Here is an 18,154-nt window from a genome sequence, read left to right as displayed (position 1 = left end):
ACCCTCTTTGCTTAATTCATCCAGTCCTTGACCCAATCCATCACCGATTCGGCGGGATTGGTGCCGCCACAGGCAGCACCGGGTGGCGGTTCGCTGCCGCGAATATACGGCATCTGCACAGCGCCCGGGCAATTGGCATCGGAGCCTTGCCCCGTGCGCGAATCAACCCACGCCTGGACGATGTTGTCCGGTTGCGGCATGTCCAGCGGCAACGGGTCGGCCTTGCGCATGAAACTGGTCCAGACCTGCAGCGCACCGGTGGCACCGGTGAACGGGGTCTTGCCGTTGTCATCACGTCCGAGCCAGACCACCGCCAGCAGGTCCTGGCTGAACCCGGCGAACCAGCTGTCGCGCGAGTCGTTACTGGTACCGGTCTTGCCCGCCAGGGTCAGGGTCCGGGGCAGCACGTTATAGACCGAACTGCCGGTGCCCTCACGCATGACTCGCTGCATCGCGCTCTGGATCAGGTAGATGGAAGCCGGATCGAAACGCTGCTGGATCTGGAACGGATAACGCTTGAGCGGCTCGCCATCGGCGGTCAGCACACTGCGGATCCCCCGCATCGGTGTATTGAAACCACCGTTGGCCAACGTCTGGTACATGGCGGCCACTTCAATCGGTGCAAGACCACCGGCCCCCAGCAACATCGACGGGAAGGCCGGAAGCTCGCGACTCACCCCAAGCCGCGCCACAGTCTTGAGCACGTTCGGCACGCCGACTTCCAGCCCGAGGCGGGCCGTCGAAAGGTTGTAGGAATGCGCCAGCCCCTGGTACAGGAATACCGTGCCGTGGGAGCGGCGGTCATAGTTCTGCGGCGTCCATACCTGGCCGTCCGCCCCCTTGACCGAGAACGTCTCATCCGACAACCAACTGGTCAACGTGTACTGGCTCGGTTTTTCCAGGGCCGTCAGGTATACCGCCGGCTTGATCAGCGAGCCAATCGGCCGGACGGCATCCAGGGCCCGGTTGAAACCGGCAAAACTGGCCTGGCGACTGCCGATCATGGCCTGGACTTCGCCGGTTTCCGGGTTGGTCACCACCATGGCCGCTTCGACTTCGTCAGCGCCCTTGCGCCCACCCAGCCGTTTGAAGGTGTCCTCGACCGAGGCTTCGGCCTTCATCTGCAGGATCGGGTCGAAACTGGTGAAGATGCGCAGGCCTTCTTCGGTCAAGTCTTCGTCGCGGTAGTCTTCCCGCAGTTGACGCTTGACCAGGTCCATGAAGCCGGGGAAGGAGCTGTCCGCCAGGCTGCCGCGCTTGGTCACGCCCAACGGCATTTTTTTCGCTGCCTCGACTTGCTCGGCCGTCGCCACACCCTGTTGTTGCAGCAGGTCGAGCACCAGGTTGCGCCGTTCGAGGGCTCGTTCCGGATTACGACGCGGGTTGTAGGAAGAAGGCCCCTTGACCATGCCCACCAGCAACGCCACCTGATGCAGCTTGAGCTCGGACAGCGGTTGGCTGAAGAAGAACTGGCTGGCGAGGCCGAAACCGTGCACCGCCCGTTGACCGTCCTGACCGATAAAGACCTCGTTGAGGTAGGCCTCCAGGATCTCCTGCTTGTCGTAGTGCAGCTCCAGCAACAACGCCATCATCGCTTCGGTGAGCTTGCGGGTCAGGCTGCGTTCGTTGGTCAGGTAGAAGTTCTTGACCAACTGTTGGGTCAGCGTACTGCCGCCCTGGCGCATATGGCCCGAGGAGGTATTGACCCAGATGGCCCGGGCAATCGACTTGGGCGAAACGCCGAAGTGATGGTAGAAGTCGCGGTCTTCGACGGCGATCAGCGTATCGAGCAGGAACGGCGGCACCTGGTCGATCTTGATCAGGATCCGGTCTTCGAGGTTCTTGGGGTACAGGCCACCAATGAGCAGCGGCTCAAGGCGTACCACCGAAAGGCTGGCGTTGTTGGCGCCGGTCAGCGCAGCGACATAATCGCCGGAAAAACGCACCCGCACCGGTTGTGCCTGCTCCATGCCCTCATAGAACTGGAAACCACGGGTATTGAGGTCGATGGTATTGCCATTGACCGAGGCCGCACCCGGACCATTGGCCGCGCTTTCACGGCGATAACCCAAGGCATCGAGTTCGGTCAGGAAGTCATCCTTGCTCAGCTTTTGTCCGACGAACAGCTCCAGCGGCCGGGCATAGACCTTGGCCGGGATGGTCCAGCGCTTGCCGGAGAACTTCTCCTGGACGATTGCATCGAGATAGACCGCAAAACCGGCGAGCACGACGAGGCCCACCAGGCTGAGTTTAAGGGCCCAGCCCAGCCAGGGCCGAAGGCGGCTGGCGGGTGGTTTCTTGGGGGTACGGGGGGATCGGGTACGAGTCATGGCGGCGGATTATACGCACTTTGTCGCGGTTCAACATGAGCCGAGCACACAGGCCATCCGGTTTGCGTTCGCGTCGCTTGCCGCCATAATGACGGCCTTGAATTTTTCCAGTCTATGAAGGACCGCCCGTGAGCCAATCCCTGATCGCTGCCCTGCAAAACCCGGCCCTCTACCCCCATCCCGTCGAAGGGTTCCAGGTCATCGAAACCCACATTTCCTGGGTATTGCTCACCGGGCCATACGCCTACAAATTCAAAAAGCCGGTCAACTTCGGCTTCCTCGACTTCACCAGCCTCGAGGCGCGCAAGCACTTCTGTGGTGAGGAGTTGCGCCTCAACCAGCGCCTGACCCAGGACCTGTACCTGGACGTCCTGCCGATTACCGGCAGCGTCGAAGCGCCGCAGCTGGGTGGCGACGGCCCGGCCATCGAATACGCCCTGAAGATGCGTCAGTTCCCGCAGAGCGAACTGCTCAGCACGCTGCAAGCCAACGGCGAACTGACCACCGCGCACATCGACGAGATGGCCGCGCAGATCGCCCAGTTCCACCTCTCCACGCCCAAGGTGCCCGCCGAAAACGACGCCGGCACCCCACAAAGCGTAATGGCACCGGTGCTGCAGAACTTCGAACAGATCCGGCCGTTCCTCAACGACAAGGCCGACCTGCTGCAACTCGAAGCCCTGCAAGCCTGGGCCGAAAGCAGCTTCGAACGCCTCAAGCCGCTGTTCACCCAACGCAAGGCCGAAGGTTTCATCCGCGAATGCCACGGTGATATCCATTTGGGCAACGCCACCGTGATCGACGGCAAGGTGGTGATTTTCGACTGCATCGAATTCAACGAACCGTTCCGTTTCACCGACGTCTACGCCGACACCGCGTTCCTGGCGATGGACCTGGAGGACCGTGGTCTGAAGTCGCTGGCACGGCGCTTCGTCAGCCAGTACCTGGAACTGACCGGTGACTACCAGGGCCTGGAACTGCTGAACTTCTATAAAGCCTATCGCGCCCTTGTCCGGGCAAAAGTCGCGCTGTTCAGCATGCCGGCCGAAGCCGATCCGGTGCAGCGCGCCACCACCCTGCGCCAGTACCGCAACTACGCCAACCTGGCCGAAAGCTACAGCACCATTCCTTCGCACTTCCTGGCCATCACCCACGGCGTTTCGGCCGTCGGCAAAAGCCATGTCGCGATGCGCCTGGTAGAGGCACTGGGTGCCATTCGCCTGCGTTCGGACGTGGAGCGCAAGCGCCTGTTCGGCCAGCAACAAGTACCCAATGATCCACAGGCCGGCATTTATAGCAGCGACGCCAGCGGCGCTACCTACGCCCGCCTGCATGAAATCGCCGCGGTGATCCTGCGCGCCGGTTTCCCGGTGGTGATCGATGCCACTTACCTCAAGCGCGATCAACGCGACGCAGCGGCGAAAATCGCCGAGGCCACTGGCGCCCCGTTCCTGATCCTCGACTGCGATGCGCCACAAGCGGTCATCGAAAGCCGCCTGGCACAACGCCAGGCCGACCAGAAAGACCCCTCCGATGCGAATCTGGCGGTCATTGCCGCACAACAATCCAGCCGCGAAGCCCTGACTCCGGCGGAAATTCTCTGCAGCAAACGGGTCCAAACCAACGAAAGCGGCACACTCGACATCGTGGTCGCGCAGATCCGCCAGCGCCTGCCAGGCCTGTAACTATTTCGGCCGTGAAGCGACGCCTGGCTTCACGGCCGCCAAATAGTGGCACTATACTGGCGTCATAAAACCAACAGGTGATATGAAATGAGCCTTCCCAAGCTTCTCAACACCCCGCTGTATGCCTTGCTACGCAAAGACGATATCGCCGGGTTCAACAACGAACGCCCACAAGGTCCAGTCGACATGCGTGGCGGCGACTTTCGAGGCCTTGATCTGCGGGAACTGAATGCGGACGACGTTGACTTCAGCGACGCCTACTTCCGCTCCGCCGATCTGCGTGGCATCGACTTTCGCAAGTCGTCACTGGAAGGCGCAAGCCTGGCCCACGCGCAAATCTCCGGTGCCTACTTCCCGTCGGAACTGTCTGCCGACGAGATCCTGATGTCGATGAACTTCGGCACCCGGTTGCGCTACCGCACTCGCTGAACCTGTTTGAAGCGGGTCGGCCAACGAGCGGACCTGCCACAGACTGAACGGTTCTCCAGCGCCCCCGCTTGCGCTGGAGGATATAGCTTGCAGCCTTTTCCCACCCCATCGTGCGTAATGCATTAGAAGCTTTTGCGTGGAATCCGCCCAAAGAATCACGCTTTTCCTACTGACCGCTACACTGCTCAGAAGCTTGCCCACTGCACCAGTCGGCCGTCGCAAGGAGGCTCGATGAATGATGAGCTGCAACACCTGAAAAATCTGGGCAAGACATCAGCCCAGTGGCTGCACGCTGTGGGCATCCACAGCGCTTCCGATCTACGCCGGCTCGGCGCGGTGGACGCCTATCGCGCCGTGCGCACGCGCGGCTTCCGGGCTTCCAAGGTGTTGTTGTACGCCATTGAGGGCGCGTTGATGGACGTGCATTGGAATGACATTCCCGCCGAGCGCAAAGAAGCGCTGAATAAACAGTTGGACGCCATTTCGACGCGCCACAAGGCCTGACGCCCTTTCGTTTCCAGCACGAACCTGGCCGCGAGGTTATTTCAGCGAATCGCAAAACAATGTTTGACATGGTAATGAGAATCGCTATGATTACCACATCCGGTCGCGAGACTGGTCGATATTTGAACAGCCCTTGGTTCGGACTCTCAGATATCTCCTCATCAGGCTAATCACGGTTATTTGACCCGGCTTTTGCCGGGTCTTTTTTTGCCTGGAAGAAGCGCTCCTTCTCACACATCGCTCCGTAGGAGCCGTGTAGGAGCTGTCGAGTGCAACGAGGCTGCGATCTTTCCCCTTACACTTGAATCCCAAGCGAACAATCAAAAGATCTCAGCCTTCGGCAGCGCCTACCGGGCGGGGTTGGATTCGCGCATCTGCGCACAGTAATCCTGTGGCGGCATGGCCGGCGTGTACCACACGTAATCCGCCATGGACGACGTCACCTCACTGCCCTCCTCGGCCAGCATCAGGACGATGGGGGCCTCGCTGGCGCCAAGATCCAACGCATGCAGCGGCACACCAACATCCTTTCGCGCATGCCAGGCACCGGCGAACAACAGTGCCGGTGTCGGCGCTTGCAGCAAGCGTTCGGCCATGCGCCGGTCACGCTGTTGCTGCACGGCCAGCATTGCCGGCATTTGCGACTCTGGCAACAAACCGCAATGGGATTCACGGATTTGCTCCAACAACTCGTCCTTCACAGTGGCTGCATTGGAGCGAGTCCCCATCAAGCCGGGAGCTTGTCGATAGAAACGCTGGATCTCAGCGGCGTCCAGATTGGCGGCCAATAACGGAGAGCGTTGCGCCAGGGCAAACTCGACGACAGGGCCATACAGGCTCCAATCCCAACCGGGCGACCAATCCAGTGCGCCGGGCAGGTCCTTCGGCAAGGCAGGTAACTGGCGGACCGAATCAACGCGTGGCTGCTGGGTGGGGGTGAGCATTTCCAGCAACAGGCTGCCCTGGGCCCGCTGCCCGGCCAGGGCCTGGAGCAGCCAGAGCTGCAGCGCGTGATGATCGGGATTATCGTGCCGCTCACCCACCACCACCCGCGGCGCTTTTGCCAGGCGTTCGGCCAGCGCCTGGGGCGTCATGGCCTGGCTATTGTGCAAATCACGGATTCGTCCGTCGAGCGGGGGCGGTGCGATGCTCTGACACGCCGTCAGTACACTCAATGCCAGAATCAGGAGCAGGCGCACGTCGATATCCTCAAGGCTGCCCTCAGCGGGCAATGATCAATGGATGCCCGCGCTCCGGATGGTCTTGCACCAGCACGTCCAGGCCAAACACCGCCTTGAGCGGTTCCGGGCGCAGCACGTGCCGGGGCGTGTCCAGGGCCACCGGCTGACCGGATGCGAGCAGCAACAGGCGATCACAGTAACGCGCCGCCAGGTTCAGGTCATGCAGGATCACCAGCACGGCAGCCCCGCGACTGGCAAACTCACGCACCGCCAGGAGGATGGTGTGTTGATGCAGCGGATCGAGCATCGAGGTCGGCTCATCCAGCAACAGGGTTTGCCCCGTTTCACCCGGCCACAATTGCGCCAACACCCGCGCCAGATGCACCCGCTGACGTTCGCCGCCGGACAACGCCAGGTAACTGCGACCATGCAGATGCGCGGCATCTGCCGCTTGCAGCGCCGCGGTGACGACTTGCTCGTCGCGCAGCCGACCACTCTGGTGCGGCAGGCGCCCCATGCCGACGACTTCCTCGACACGGAAGGCAAAATCCAGGGTCGAGGACTGCGGCAAGACCGCCAGGCGCCGGGCGCGCTCGGCACCCTGCCACTGGGCCAGCGGTCGGTCATCGAGCCAGACCTGCCCCTGGGCCGGGCGCAATTCGCCGCACAGGCCGGCCAAAAGAGTACTTTTGCCCGCGCCGTTGGGCCCAAGCACGCCGAGCACTTCGCCGGGATTGAGTACCAGATCGATGTCCGCCAGCACGGTTTTCCGGCCACGCTGAATGTGCAGATTCTGCGCTCGCAACATCAGGTGCGCCCTCGCACCAATAGATAAAGGAAGAACGGCGCGCCGATGAAAGCCGTGACAATGCCGATCGGCAATTCCGCAGGGGCCAGTGCCAGGCGCGCCACCAGGTCGGCGAACAACAGCAGGCTTGCACCCGCCAATACCGAAGCAGGCAACAACACCTTGTGATCGGGGCCCGCCACCAGCCGCACCAGATGCGGCACCACCAGCCCGACGAAGCCGATCATGCCTGCAGCCGCCACCGCCGCGCCAACCCCCAAGGCCGTACAAAACACCAACTCACGCTTGAGGCTTTCGACGTTAACGCCCAGGTGGGCAGCCTCGGATTCCCCCAGCAACAGCGCATTGAGCGCCCGGGCCCGGCGCGGCAACCAGAACGCCACGCCGGCGCTGACCAGCAACAGCGGCCACAACCGCGCATAGCTGGCGCCGTTGAGACTGCCCAGGTTCCAGAACGTCAGGGTACGCAGGGTCGCGTCATCCGCCAGGTAGGTGAACAGGCCGACGGCCGAACCGGACAGTGCGGTCAGGGCAATACCGGCCAGGAGCATGGTCGCGACATGGGTCTGGCCGTTACGTCGGCCGAGACGATAGACCAACGCCGTAACGCCGAGCCCGCCAAGGAACGCACACAACGACAACACATAGGGGCCAAAGGCTTCGGGCAACCCGCCCAGCGCCGAGCCACCGACAATGGCGAACGCGGCGCCCAGTGCCGCGCCACTGGACACGCCCACCAACCCCGGGTCTGCCAGCGGGTTACGGAACAGCCCCTGCATCGCCACACCGGACAACGCCAACACCCCGCCTACCGCCAACCCCAGCAAGGTGCGCGGCAAACGGATCTGGCCGAGGATCAGTTCGGCCTGCTCCAACCCCTCGCTTGCCACCGGCAAGCCCAACAGGCGCAAGGCCGCGCGCAAGGTGTCCAGCAGCGGCAAGCTCACCGGCCCCAGGGCAAGGGATAGCCAGGTCGCCAGTAGACACAGCAGGCCCAGGCCGATGAACAAGGTGCGTGGCTTGACCAACGAGGTCATGGCGCCGTGGCCGACGCAGCCGGATAGAAGCCTGCTGTCAGTTGCACCAGGCTTTGTGGCAACCGCGGCCCCAACCCACCTACCAACAGCGTCGGATCGAGTTCCATGACGCGCCCGTCCCGGGCGGCCCGGGTCGAGGAAAGGATCGGATTCTCCCTGAACAGCGCCGCACGCGCTTCTTCACCGCTCAGGGCACGGTCGGCGAAGACCAGCACCTCAGGATTCAGGCTGGCCAGGGTTTCCACGGAAAAAGACTTGTAGCCACTGTGGGTCGCCAGGTTGTGACCGCCGGCCTGCTGCAACAACCAGTCAGCGGCCGTGCCCTTGCCAGCGACCAGAGGTTTGCCGCCGGAACTGCCCACCAACAGCAACACACCGGGAGCCTGTTGTTTGCGCTGGGCCTCAGTCACCCTGGCATGTTGCTGGATGAGCTGTGCCTGATAACGATCGAACAGCCGTGCCGCCTCGGCCTCGGCCCCCAGCAATTGCCCCAGGTGCTGCAAATTGCCCTGCAGGGTCGGCAGGTCTGGTGTGGCCGAGAACAGTTCGACCTGCACACCGGCGCTGCGAATTTGCGCCAGCACGGGCGGTGGCCCCATTTCCTCGGTGCCCACTAGGATCTGCGGACGCAGGCTCAGTACACCCTCCGCCGACAGCTGTCGCTGGTAGCCAACACTGGGCAAGGCCCGCAAGGATTCAGGATGTTGGCTGGTGGTGTCCACACCCACCAATTTCGACACGCCCCCTAGCGCACAGACCCACTCCGATACGGCGCCGCCGGCGCTGACCCAACGTTGCGGCAAGTCGGCCGCGCTGGCCCCCTGGTTGAGCAACAGTGCGACACAGAGCGCAACAACGCGGATGTTCAGGCGCATCGGGCAGCTTCCTCAAAGAAGTTTTTCACAGGACCGGGCATGGCCAAGTATCCTCAGCCACCTGTGAAGAAGGCGCCATTTGATAATTGTTTTCATTTAACCGTCAAGCATGAACCTTTTGCCACACGAAACCGTGCAGGAGCGAGCTTGCTCGCGATAGCGGCAGCACATTCGACATCGCTGTGACTGACGCACCGCTCTCGCGAGCAAGCTCGCCCACAGTGGATTCACTCCGACAAATATTGAGACACACATGAAGTTTCTTTGTATCGCCGCCGAAGTGCCCGACAACGGCAGTCGCGGTTTCGACCTCAATGGGCGCAAGGTACTGGCCGTGCGGCGTGCCGGCCAGGTGTATGCCTATCTCAACCGCTGCCCGCACCGTGGCGTGCCGCTGGAATGGCAACCCGACCAGTTCCTCGACCCCAGCGCCAGCCTGATCCAGTGTGCCACTCACGGCGCGCTGTTCCTGATCGAAAGCGGCGAATGCGTGGCCGGCCCCTGCGCCGGTCAGTTCCTGGCTGCGCTAGAGAGCCGGGAGGACGAGCAAGGCATCTGGGTCAAGCTCTAGCAACACCGGCAACGCTCGCTCCACCCACATCTGCTCGGGCGTCAACGTAACCCCGTAGGCCAGCACCTCCACACCCGCCGCCACCGCATCACGCAGGGCAGCGGCGTACACCGGGTCGATTTCCTGTGCCGGGCGCACCGCCTCAATGCCGCTCAGATTCACGCAATACAACTGCACCGCCCGTACACCTTCCCGGGCCAGGCAGGCGAGCTCCCTCAGGTGCTTGGCCCCGCGCAGGGTTACCGCATCGGGAAACGCCGCCACATTCGTGCCATCGAACCCCAGCGTGACACTTTTGACTTCGACCCAGGCCGAGCCTTGGTCGTAATCCAGGCGAAAATCGATACGGCTGTTTTCCACCCCATAAGCCACTTCACGCTTGAGCCCGATGAACCCGTTCAGTTCGCTGATGACCCCGGCGCGCAAGGCTTCTTCGACCAAGGCGTTGGCCCGCGCGGTATTGATGCAGGCGAGCCGCCCCTGAGGGGTCTCGCCGATTTCCCAGGTGCCGGGCAACTTGCGCTTGGGATCGCTGGAGCGGCTGAACCAGACGCGCGCGCCTTCAGCCATGCAATTGAGCATCGAGCCGGTATTGGGGCAGTGAATAGTGAGCAGTTCGCCGTCAACGGTCTCAATATCAGCGAGAAAACGCTTGTAACGTCGAATCAGGCGACCTTCTTCCAGTGCAGGAGAAAAATGCATCAGCTTTGCCAGCTCCGCAGTCCACGTTCGATTCGCGCCACCGCTTCCTGTAACCGCGGCAGGCTCTGGGTGTAGGCGAAGCGCACGTGATGACCGGCCTGATGGCGACCGAAATCCAACCCCGGGGTGAACGCCACATGTTCGGTTTCCAGGAAATGCTGGCAGAACGCAAAGGCATCGCCGCCGAACGCGCTGATGTCGGCATAGAGGTAAAACGCCCCTTCCGGCTCCACCGCAATACCGAAGCCCAATTCACGCAAGGCCGGCAGCAGAAAGTCACGGCGCCGCGCGAACTCGGCCCGCCGTTGCTCGAAGATCTCGATGGTCGCCGGCTCGAAACAGGCCAGGGCGGCGTACTGGGCCATGCTCGGCGCACTGATGTAGAGGTTCTGCGCCAGCTTTTCCAGCTCGCCGACAGCCGCCGAAGGGGCCACCAGCCAGCCAAGTCGCCAGCCCGTCATGCCGAAATACTTGGAGAAACTGTTAAGGACAAAGGCATCGTCATCGACTTCCAGCACGCTGGCGGCGTCGGTGCCGTAGGTCAGGCCGTGATAGATCTCGTCCACCACCAGATGGCCATTGTGGCCCTTGATGGCCTTGGACAGCCCCGCCAGCTCGTCCCGGGTGAGAATCGTCCCGGTCGGGTTGGCCGGTGAGGCCACCAACGCACCGACGCTGTCCTGGTCCCAATGACGGTTCACCAAGTCTGGCGTCAACTGGTAACGCACCTCGGGCCCCACTGGCACCAATTGCGCCGCACCTTCGACCAGGCGCAAGAAATGGCGGTTGCACGGATAACCGGGGTCGGCCAGCAGCCAATGCTTGCCTGGGTCCACCAGCAAGGCGCTGGCCAGCAGCAACGCGCCGGACCCACCTGGAGTCACGAGGATGCGCCGGGGGTCAATCTCCACCCCATAACGCTGGCCGTAGAAACCGGCGATGGCCTCGCGCAGTTCTGGAATGCCGCGAGCCGCGGTGTAACGGGTCTTGCCCGCCGCCAGCGCGGCCTGGCCGGCCTGGATGATCGGCTCGGCAGTGGTGAAGTCCGGCTCACCGATCTCCAGGTGGATGACGTCATGCCCGGCGGCTTGCAGCTCGTTGGCGCGAGCCAACAGCGCCATCACATGGAAAGGTTCGATGGCGCGGCTGCGCGCACTGTAGGGCTGAGCCATTGGCCTTCCTTCAGGGGGAAAAAGAACCGATTCTACCCAACTCAGGAACAACTGCGGGAACGAGCGCGAACCCAAAGCGGTCTGAGCCCTCGGATTGCAGGAAATGACTCCCGCGATTGGCCCAGGCTTGACTAGAATCAAGCATTGAGCAGGTTTACATCCTCACCGAAGCGAACCCCGCCACCTTTTACAGGCCCCGGCCGCCGCAGGCTCGACAACCGGGAGTAGCGCGGCCCGATTTGATCTGGTAAGTTCGCCCGCTTGCAGCCGCAGGGCCGGCAGGTGTCGGTGATGGAGCAATCCTGCGTAGTGGATTACAAGAGTAGAGGCGGTCCATTCATGCCCACCCAAGCAAAGCAAAATCAAAATCAGTCGCTCAGCGGGTTTGAGCCTTACGTCCCGAAAGCGGGCGAAGAGTACATGGGCGCCCCCATGCGCGCGCACTTCACCAAGATCCTGAACAAGTGGAAACAGGACTTGATGCAGGAAGTCGACCGCACCGTGGATCACATGAAAGACGAAGCGGCCAACTTCCCCGACCCGGCCGACCGTGCCAGTCAGGAAGAAGAGTTCAGCCTTGAGCTGCGCGCCCGTGATCGCGAGCGCAAGCTCATCAAGAAAATCGACAAGACCCTGCAACTGATCGAAGACGAAGAATACGGTTGGTGCGAGTCCTGTGGCGTCGAGATCGGCGTCAAGCGGCTCGAAGCCCGTCCGACTGCCGACATGTGTGTCGACTGCAAGACCCTGGCGGAAATCAAGGAAAAACAGGTCGGCAAGTAATCGCCCGGGCTGTCAAGAAAACGGAGCGTTCATACGCTCCGTTTTTTGTTTCCGATACTTTCAATATCCCTGTGGGAGCGAGCTTGCTCGCGATAGCGGTGGATCAGCCCGCATTGATGTGACCGACACCGCTATCGCGAGCAAGCTCGCTCCCACAAGGGATATGCTTCGGCATCAAGATTTGTATTCCTACCGCTCAGACTCAGCAAAACTCGCCCTATGACCGCCACCACCCCCTACATCGGCCGCTTCGCCCCCACTCCCAGCGGCCACTTGCATTTCGGCTCGCTGGTCGCCGCCCTGGCGTCATACCTGGACGCCCGGGCCGCGGGCGGGCGCTGGTTGCTGCGCATGGAAGACCTCGACCCGCCCCGGGAGGAACCGGGGGCGCAAGCGGCGATTCTCAGGGCACTGGAAAGATACGGGTTCGAATGGGATGGCGAAATGGTCTGCCAGAGCGAGCGCCATGACGCCTACGACCAGGTCATCCATCGGCTGTTCAGCCAAGGCCTGGCCTACGCCTGCACCTGTTCGCGCAAGCAACTGGAAGCGTACCAGGGCATTTATCCGGGCCTGTGCCGCAATGCCGGGCACGGTACCGAGGACGCCGCCATCCGCCTGCGCGTCCCCGAGCTTGAGTACCACTTCACCGACCGGGTCCAGGGCGAGTTCCGCCAGCACCTGGGCCGTGAGGTCGGCGACTTCGTGATCCGCCGCCGCGACGGGCTCTACGCCTATCAATTGGCCGTGGTCCTGGACGATGCCTGGCAAGGGGTGACCGATATCGTACGCGGCGCCGACCTGCTGGACTCCACGCCGCGCCAGCTCTACCTGCAAGAACTGCTGGGGTTGCCGCAACCGCGTTACCTGCACGTGCCGCTGATCACCCAGCCCGACGGGCACAAGCTCGGTAAATCCTACCGCTCACCGCCCCTGGCAGCCGATCAGGCCACGCCATTGCTGTTACGGGCGTTGCGCGCGCTGGGCCAGCAGCCGGGCCGCGAAATGGTCGATGCCAGCCCACGGGAACTGCTGGCGTGGGGCATTCGCCACTGGGATGCAGGCAAGATCCCGCGCACACTGAACCTGCCCGAAGCGCAAATACGTTGACGGCCCTTGCAGCTTGGCGCCCATCCGTTACCATCGCCGCACGTTTTCGGGCACGCGCATAAATTAGAGAGGCCGGGATGTATATCTATCGCTTGGTCCTGCTCCTGGTAGTGGGGATTTATCTGTTCTCCCCGGCCATCATGGATTGGTGGATCGATGCCACGGGTGCCTGGTATCGGCCGTATCTGCTCTGGCTGATCCTGATTGTCGTGACCTTCATCCTGCAGAGCCAAAAAGATGCCGATGAGCTTTAGCCTGACCCAGATGATCCTGATCAGCGCCGCCTACCTGGCAGTGCTGTTCAGCGTGGCCTGGATCAGCGAACGAGGCATGATCCCCCGGGCGATCATCCGCCACCCGCTGACCTATACGCTGTCGCTGGGGGTCTATGCCAGCGCATGGGCGTTCTATGGCACGGTCGGGCTGGCCTACCAGTACGGCTATGGTTTTCTCTCCAGTTACCTCGGGGTATCGGGCGCATTCCTGCTGGCGCCGGTGTTGCTCTACCCGATCCTGAAAATCACCCGCACCTACCAACTGTCGTCGCTGGCCGACCTGTTCGCCTTTCGTTTTCGCAGCACCTGGGCCGGCGCGCTGACCACGATCTTCATGCTGGTCGGGGTCCTGCCGCTGCTGGCCCTGCAGATCCAGGCCGTGGCCGACTCCATCAGCATCCTGACCCGCGAGCCGGTGCAGCACCGGGTGGCGCTGAGCTTCTGCGTACTGATCATCCTGTTCACGATTTTCTTCGGTTCCCGGCACATTGCCACGCGGGAAAAGCACGAAGGCCTGGTGTTCGCCATCGCTTTCGAATCGGTGATCAAGCTGATCGCCATAGGCGGCGTCGGTCTCTATGCCTTGTACGGCGTATTCGATGGCCCGCAACAACTTGAGCTCTGGTTGTTGCAGAACCAGACCGCCCTCGCCGCCCTGCACACACCCTTGCAGGAAGGCCCATGGCGCACGCTGTTGCTGGTGTTCTTCGCATCGGCCATCGTCATGCCGCACATGTACCACATGACCTTTACCGAAAACCTCAACCCGCGCTCGCTGGTCAGCGCCAGTTGGGGCCTGCCGCTGTTCCTGCTGCTGATGAGCCTGGCGGTACCGCTGATCCTCTGGGCCGGCTTGAAGCTGGGCGCCAGTACCAATCCGGAATATTTCACCCTGGGCATCGGCATCGCCGCCAACAGCAAGGCCCTGGCGTTGCTGGCGTATGTCGGCGGCCTGTCGGCGGCCAGCGGCCTGATCATCGTCACCACGCTGGCATTGTCGGGCATGGCTCTCAACCACCTGGTGCTGCCGCTCTACCAGCCACCGGCCGAAGGCAATATCTACCGCTGGCTGAAATGGACACGGCGGGCGCTGATCGTCGCGATCATCATGGCCGGCTACGGTTTTTACCTGATGCTGGGTGAGGGACAGGACCTGGCCAACCTGGGCATTGTCGCCTTTGTCGCCACGTTGCAATTCCTGCCCGGCGTGTTGTCGGTGCTGTATTGGCCAACCGCCAACCGTCGCGGCTTCATCGCCGGCCTGCTGGCGGGGATCCTGGTCTGGCTGGTGGCGATGCTGTTGCCGCTGATGGGCAACCTGCAGGGTTTCTATATTCCGCTGCTGAACATGATCTACGTGCTCGACGACACCAGTTGGCATATGGCGGCCATCGCCTCCCTGGCGGCGAACGTGCTGATGTTCACCCTGATCTCGCTGTTCACCAACGCCAGCAGCGAAGAAGCCAGCGCCGCCGAAGCTTGCGCGGTGGACAATGTCCGCCGCCCGCAGCGGCGCGAACTGCACGCCGCCTCGCCCCAGGAGTTCGCCACGCAACTGGCCAAGCCCTTGGGCGCCAAGGCCGCGCAAAAGGAAGTCGAACAGGCCCTGCGCGACCTTTACCTGCCCTTCGATGAACGTCGCCCGTATGCCTTGCGTCGCCTGCGGGACCGGATCGAGGCCAACCTCTCCGGCCTGATGGGCCCCAGCGTGGCCCAGGACATGGTCGAGACGTTCCTGCCCTACAAGGCCGGCGGCGAGAACTACGTCACCGAAGACATCCACTTCATCGAAAGCCGCCTCGAGGATTACCATTCGCGCCTCACGGGCCTGGCCGCCGAACTGGACGCCTTGCGCCGTTACCATCGCCAGACCCTGCAGGAACTGCCGATGGGCGTGTGTTCCCTGGCCAAGGACCAGGAAATCCTGATGTGGAACAAGGCCATGGAAGAGCTCACCGGGATCGCTGCCCAGCGCGTGGTCGGTTCCCGCCTGAGCACCCTGGGCGACCCATGGAAAGGCTTGTTGCAAGGCTTCATCGACCTGCCGGACGAACACTTGCACAAGCAGCACCTGGCCCTCGACGGCCAGACCCGTTGGCTGAACCTGCACAAGGCGGCGATCGACGAGCCGTTGGCTCCGGGTAACAGCGGCTTGGTGCTGCTGGTCGAAGACCTCACCGATACCCAGATGCTCGAAGACAAGCTGGTCCACTCCGAACGACTGGCCAGCATCGGCCGGTTGGCCGCTGGGGTGGCCCACGAAATCGGCAACCCGATTACCGGCATCGCCTGCCTGGCGCAGAACCTGCGCGAAGAGCGCGAGGACGACGGCGAGCTGACGGAAATCAGCGGCCAGATCCTCGAACAGACCAAGCGCGTGTCACGCATCGTCCAGTCGCTGATGAGCTTCGCCCATGCCGGCGGTCACCAGCACAATGACGAGCCCGTCTGTCTGGCCGAAGTGGCCCAGGATGCCATTGGTCTGCTGGCGCTCAACCGGCGCAATTTCGAAGTGCAATTCTTCAACCTGTGCGATCCGGACCACTGGGTCGATGGCGACCCCCAGCGGCTCGCCCAGGTGCTGATCAACCTGCTATCCAACGCGCGGGACGCCTCACCGGCCGGCAGCGCGGTGCGGGTCAAGAGTGAAGCCTTCGAACACACGGTCGACCTGATCGTCGAAGACGAAGGCAGCGGTATCCCACAGAACATCATGGACCGATTGTTCGAACCCTTCTTCACCACCAAGGATCCTGGCGAAGGCACCGGTCTGGGCCTCGCACTGGTCTATTCCATCGTTGAAGAGCATTATGGACAAATCACCATCGACAGCCCGGCCGATGTACAAAGCCAACGCGGCACCCGTATCCGGGTGACCTTGCCGCGTCATGTCGAAGCGACGTCCGCTGTGAACTGAGACCGTCGAGAGAATCGAATCAATGCCGCACATTTTGATCGTCGAAGACGAAACAATTATCCGCTCCGCCTTGCGCCGCCTGCTGGAACGCAACCAGTACCAGGTCAGCGAAGCCGGTTCAGTGCAGGAAGCACAAGAACGTTTCAGCATCCCCACGTTCGACCTGATCGTCAGCGACCTGCGCCTGCCTGGCGCCCCGGGTACCGAGCTGATCAAGCTCGGCCAGGGCACGCCGGTGCTGATCATGACCAGCTACGCGAGCCTGCGCTCGGCGGTCGACTCCATGAAAATGGGCGCGGTGGACTACATCGCCAAGCCGTTCGACCACGACGAGATGCTCCAGGCCGTGGCCCGCATCCTGCGTGACCGACAAGCGGCGACCAGCAACCCTGCGGAGCCCGTTGGCAAGGCCAGTGCCTCGGCGAAAGCCGGCGCCAGCAACAATAATGGCGAGATCGGCATCATCGGTTCCTGCCCGCCCATGCAGGACCTGTACAGCAAGATCCGCAAAGTGGCGCCAACCGACTCCAATGTCCTGATCCAGGGCGAGTCCGGCACCGGCAAGGAGCTGGTAGCCCGTGCCCTGCACAACCTGTCACGCCGGGCCAAGGCGCCGATGATCTCGGTGAACTGCGCGGCGATTCCGGAGAGCCTGATCGAGTCCGAACTGTTCGGTCACGAGAAGGGTGCGTTCACCGGCGCCAGCGCAGGACGCGCCGGGCTGGTGGAAGCGGCGGACGGCGGCACGTTGTTCCTCGATGAAATCGGCGAGCTGCCGTTGGAAGCCCAGGCGCGGTTGCTGCGGGTGCTTCAGGAAGGCGAAATCCGCCGGGTCGGCTCGGTGCAGTCGCAAAAGGTCGATGTCCGCCTGATCGCGGCCACCCACCGTGACCTCAAGAGCCTGGCGAAGATCGGCCAGTTCCGCGAAGACTTGTATTACCGCTTGCACGTGATCGCCTTGAAGCTGCCCGCCCTGCGCGAGCGTGGCGCGGACGTCAATGAAATCGCCCAGGCATTCCTGGCTCGCCAGAGCGCGCGGGTCAACCGCACCGATCTCAAGTTCGCCCCGGACGCCGAACAGGCCATTCGTCATTACGCCTGGCCGGGTAACGTTCGCGAACTGGAAAACGCGGTCGAGCGGGCGGTGATCCTGTGCGAGAGCCCGGAAATCTCGGCCGACCTGCTGGGCATCGACATCGAACTGAGCGACCTGGACGACGAAGAGTTCATCGGCCTGGCCCCACAACAGGGCGGCCCTGCCAACACCACCAGCCACGAGCCCACCGAAGACCTGTCCCTGGAAGACTACTTCCAGCACTTCGTCCTGGAGCACCAGGACCACATGACCGAGACCGAACTGGCACGCAAACTGGGCGTAAGCCGCAAGTGCCTGTGGGAACGTCGCCAGCGCCTGGGAATTCCACGGCGCAAGACCGGGGCGACCAGCGAAAGCTGAGGTGTGGGGGTAACACCGCTGAATGTGAAAAAACTGTTACCTCAGCTTTTTCACGTAACAGAAGCCGGGGTTTACGGTAACGAAACCCCGGCTTTTTTTCGCCCCGAAAAAATGGTTATAACCCTAGAACCCCCGGTTTCGCTGGGTCTCGCAAAAGTTGGCACGCACCCTGCTATAGCTTTGGTACAAGAACAATAACAAGCAATGCAAAAGACAATAAAAATAAGACGAATCGACTCACGCACAATAAAAACAAGACGGCGAGAGGCGTAGCTAACTGATTCTTTTGGAGAGGCGTTGTATTTGGGGCTTGCCCCAC

General features: G+C 62.3%; 16 protein-coding genes. 9 read left to right on the top strand and 7 right to left on the bottom strand.

Annotation, left to right across the window (positions count from 1 at the left end; genetic code table 11):
* Positions 1 to 11: 11 nt before the first annotated feature.
* Positions 12 to 2,330: a penicillin-binding protein 1B gene (gene mrcB, locus KI237_RS04475; protein ID WP_212798966.1), complete on the bottom strand. Its 2,319-nt coding sequence runs from the start codon at positions 2,328 to 2,330 to the stop codon at positions 12 to 14.
* Between the two features lie 128 nt (positions 2,331 to 2,458).
* Between mrcB and KI237_RS04470 the strand changes: the two genes are divergently transcribed.
* The 3 genes from KI237_RS04470 (at position 2,459) to KI237_RS04460 (ending at position 4,948) form a co-directional block, all read left to right on the top strand.
* The gene (locus KI237_RS04470; RefSeq protein WP_212798965.1) at positions 2,459 to 4,015 is read left to right on the top strand and encodes a bifunctional aminoglycoside phosphotransferase/ATP-binding protein; all 1,557 of its coding nucleotides are present in this window, start codon (positions 2,459 to 2,461) and stop codon (positions 4,013 to 4,015) included.
* Between the two features lie 87 nt (positions 4,016 to 4,102).
* Complete coding sequence (locus tag KI237_RS04465; protein ID WP_212798964.1) at positions 4,103 to 4,444, top strand: pentapeptide repeat-containing protein; 342 nt, start codon at positions 4,103 to 4,105, stop codon at positions 4,442 to 4,444.
* Between the two features lie 231 nt (positions 4,445 to 4,675).
* The gene (locus tag KI237_RS04460) at positions 4,676 to 4,948 is read left to right on the top strand and encodes a TfoX/Sxy family protein (protein WP_003205623.1); all 273 of its coding nucleotides are present in this window, start codon (positions 4,676 to 4,678) and stop codon (positions 4,946 to 4,948) included.
* 347 nt (positions 4,949 to 5,295) lie between these two features.
* On the opposite strand, the gene KI237_RS04455 is transcribed toward KI237_RS04460, so the two are convergent.
* The 4 genes from KI237_RS04455 to KI237_RS04440 are packed head-to-tail and all read right to left on the bottom strand — an operon-like array spanning position 5,296 to position 8,849.
* Positions 5,296 to 6,147 carry a ChaN family lipoprotein gene (locus KI237_RS04455; RefSeq protein ID WP_502937076.1) on the bottom strand — a complete coding sequence of 284 codons (852 nt, stop codon included), beginning with the start codon at positions 6,145 to 6,147 and terminating at the stop codon, positions 5,296 to 5,298.
* 22 nt (positions 6,148 to 6,169) lie between these two features.
* Positions 6,170 to 6,937, bottom strand: a complete 768-nt coding sequence (locus tag KI237_RS04450; protein ID WP_212798963.1) for a heme ABC transporter ATP-binding protein — start codon at positions 6,935 to 6,937, stop codon at positions 6,170 to 6,172.
* Positions 6,937 to 7,974: a FecCD family ABC transporter permease gene (locus KI237_RS04445; protein ID WP_212798962.1), complete on the bottom strand. Its 1,038-nt coding sequence runs from the start codon at positions 7,972 to 7,974 to the stop codon at positions 6,937 to 6,939. The genes KI237_RS04450 and KI237_RS04445 overlap by 1 nt, the downstream gene beginning before the upstream one ends.
* On the bottom strand, positions 7,971 to 8,849 hold the full coding sequence (locus KI237_RS04440) for a heme/hemin ABC transporter substrate-binding protein (RefSeq protein ID WP_212798961.1): 879 nt from the start codon (positions 8,847 to 8,849) through the stop codon (positions 7,971 to 7,973). The genes KI237_RS04445 and KI237_RS04440 overlap by 4 nt, the downstream gene beginning before the upstream one ends.
* Positions 8,850 to 9,102: 253 nt before the next feature.
* On the opposite strand from KI237_RS04440, the gene KI237_RS04435 reads away from it, so the two are divergent.
* A complete protein-coding gene (locus KI237_RS04435) occupies positions 9,103 to 9,420 on the top strand; it encodes a Rieske (2Fe-2S) protein (protein WP_212798960.1) in 318 nt (105 codons plus the stop codon).
* Here the strand turns inward: KI237_RS04435 and sfsA are convergent.
* Together sfsA and KI237_RS04425 are read right to left on the bottom strand one after the other, a co-directional pair.
* Positions 9,376 to 10,122, bottom strand: coding sequence for a DNA/RNA nuclease SfsA (gene sfsA / locus KI237_RS04430; RefSeq protein WP_212798959.1), 747 nt, complete (start codon positions 10,120 to 10,122; stop codon positions 9,376 to 9,378). The genes KI237_RS04435 and sfsA overlap by 45 nt on opposite strands.
* Complete coding sequence (locus KI237_RS04425) at positions 10,122 to 11,294, bottom strand: pyridoxal phosphate-dependent aminotransferase (protein ID WP_212798958.1); 1,173 nt, start codon at positions 11,292 to 11,294, stop codon at positions 10,122 to 10,124. The genes sfsA and KI237_RS04425 overlap by 1 nt, the downstream gene beginning before the upstream one ends.
* Before the next feature lie 339 nt (positions 11,295 to 11,633).
* On the opposite strand from KI237_RS04425, the gene dksA reads away from it, so the two are divergent.
* The 5 genes from dksA (at position 11,634) to KI237_RS04400 (ending at position 17,835) form a co-directional block, all read left to right on the top strand.
* On the top strand, positions 11,634 to 12,077 hold the full coding sequence (gene dksA / locus KI237_RS04420) for an RNA polymerase-binding protein DksA (RefSeq protein WP_212798957.1): 444 nt from the start codon (positions 11,634 to 11,636) through the stop codon (positions 12,075 to 12,077).
* Between the two features lie 219 nt (positions 12,078 to 12,296).
* Positions 12,297 to 13,187, top strand: a complete 891-nt coding sequence (gene gluQRS, locus KI237_RS04415; RefSeq protein WP_212798956.1) for a tRNA glutamyl-Q(34) synthetase GluQRS — start codon at positions 12,297 to 12,299, stop codon at positions 13,185 to 13,187.
* A 77-nt stretch (positions 13,188 to 13,264) separates the two neighbouring features.
* On the top strand, positions 13,265 to 13,441 hold the full coding sequence (locus KI237_RS04410; RefSeq protein WP_003176118.1) for a hypothetical protein: 177 nt from the start codon (positions 13,265 to 13,267) through the stop codon (positions 13,439 to 13,441).
* Positions 13,425 to 16,379: a sensor histidine kinase gene (locus KI237_RS04405; RefSeq protein WP_212798955.1), complete on the top strand. Its 2,955-nt coding sequence runs from the start codon at positions 13,425 to 13,427 to the stop codon at positions 16,377 to 16,379. Before KI237_RS04410 ends, KI237_RS04405 begins: the two co-directional genes overlap by 17 nt.
* 22 nt (positions 16,380 to 16,401) lie before the next feature.
* Positions 16,402 to 17,835 carry a sigma-54-dependent transcriptional regulator gene (locus KI237_RS04400; RefSeq protein WP_212798954.1) on the top strand — a complete coding sequence of 478 codons (1,434 nt, stop codon included), beginning with the start codon at positions 16,402 to 16,404 and terminating at the stop codon, positions 17,833 to 17,835.
* The last annotated feature ends 319 nt before the right edge of the window (positions 17,836 to 18,154 follow it).

Origin of the sequence: Pseudomonas sp. St316 (assembly GCF_018325905.1) — a bacterium.
Classification (GTDB): domain Bacteria; phylum Pseudomonadota; class Gammaproteobacteria; order Pseudomonadales; family Pseudomonadaceae; genus Aquipseudomonas.
This window is presented reverse-complemented; position numbering and strand designations above follow the sequence as displayed.

Coding starts and splice junctions, on each gene's coding strand:
- mrcB (WP_212798966.1), bottom strand. CDS start 2,330: ATGACTCGTACCCGATCCCCCCGTACCCCCAAGAAACCACCCGCCAGC.
- gluQRS (WP_212798956.1), top strand. CDS start 12,297: ATGACCGCCACCACCCCCTACATCGGCCGCTTCGCCCCCACTCCCAGC.
- KI237_RS04450 (WP_212798963.1), bottom strand. CDS start 6,937: ATGTTGCGAGCGCAGAATCTGCACATTCAGCGTGGCCGGAAAACCGTG.
- KI237_RS04410 (WP_003176118.1), top strand. CDS start 13,265: ATGTATATCTATCGCTTGGTCCTGCTCCTGGTAGTGGGGATTTATCTG.
- KI237_RS04445 (WP_212798962.1), bottom strand. CDS start 7,974: ATGACCTCGTTGGTCAAGCCACGCACCTTGTTCATCGGCCTGGGCCTG.
- KI237_RS04465 (WP_212798964.1), top strand. CDS start 4,103: ATGAGCCTTCCCAAGCTTCTCAACACCCCGCTGTATGCCTTGCTACGC.
- KI237_RS04435 (WP_212798960.1), top strand. CDS start 9,103: ATGAAGTTTCTTTGTATCGCCGCCGAAGTGCCCGACAACGGCAGTCGC.
- KI237_RS04460 (WP_003205623.1), top strand. CDS start 4,676: ATGAATGATGAGCTGCAACACCTGAAAAATCTGGGCAAGACATCAGCC.
- KI237_RS04400 (WP_212798954.1), top strand. CDS start 16,402: ATGCCGCACATTTTGATCGTCGAAGACGAAACAATTATCCGCTCCGCC.
- KI237_RS04405 (WP_212798955.1), top strand. CDS start 13,425: ATGCCGATGAGCTTTAGCCTGACCCAGATGATCCTGATCAGCGCCGCC.
- dksA (WP_212798957.1), top strand. CDS start 11,634: ATGCCCACCCAAGCAAAGCAAAATCAAAATCAGTCGCTCAGCGGGTTT.
- sfsA (WP_212798959.1), bottom strand. CDS start 10,122: ATGCATTTTTCTCCTGCACTGGAAGAAGGTCGCCTGATTCGACGTTAC.
- KI237_RS04425 (WP_212798958.1), bottom strand. CDS start 11,294: ATGGCTCAGCCCTACAGTGCGCGCAGCCGCGCCATCGAACCTTTCCAT.
- KI237_RS04440 (WP_212798961.1), bottom strand. CDS start 8,849: ATGCGCCTGAACATCCGCGTTGTTGCGCTCTGTGTCGCACTGTTGCTC.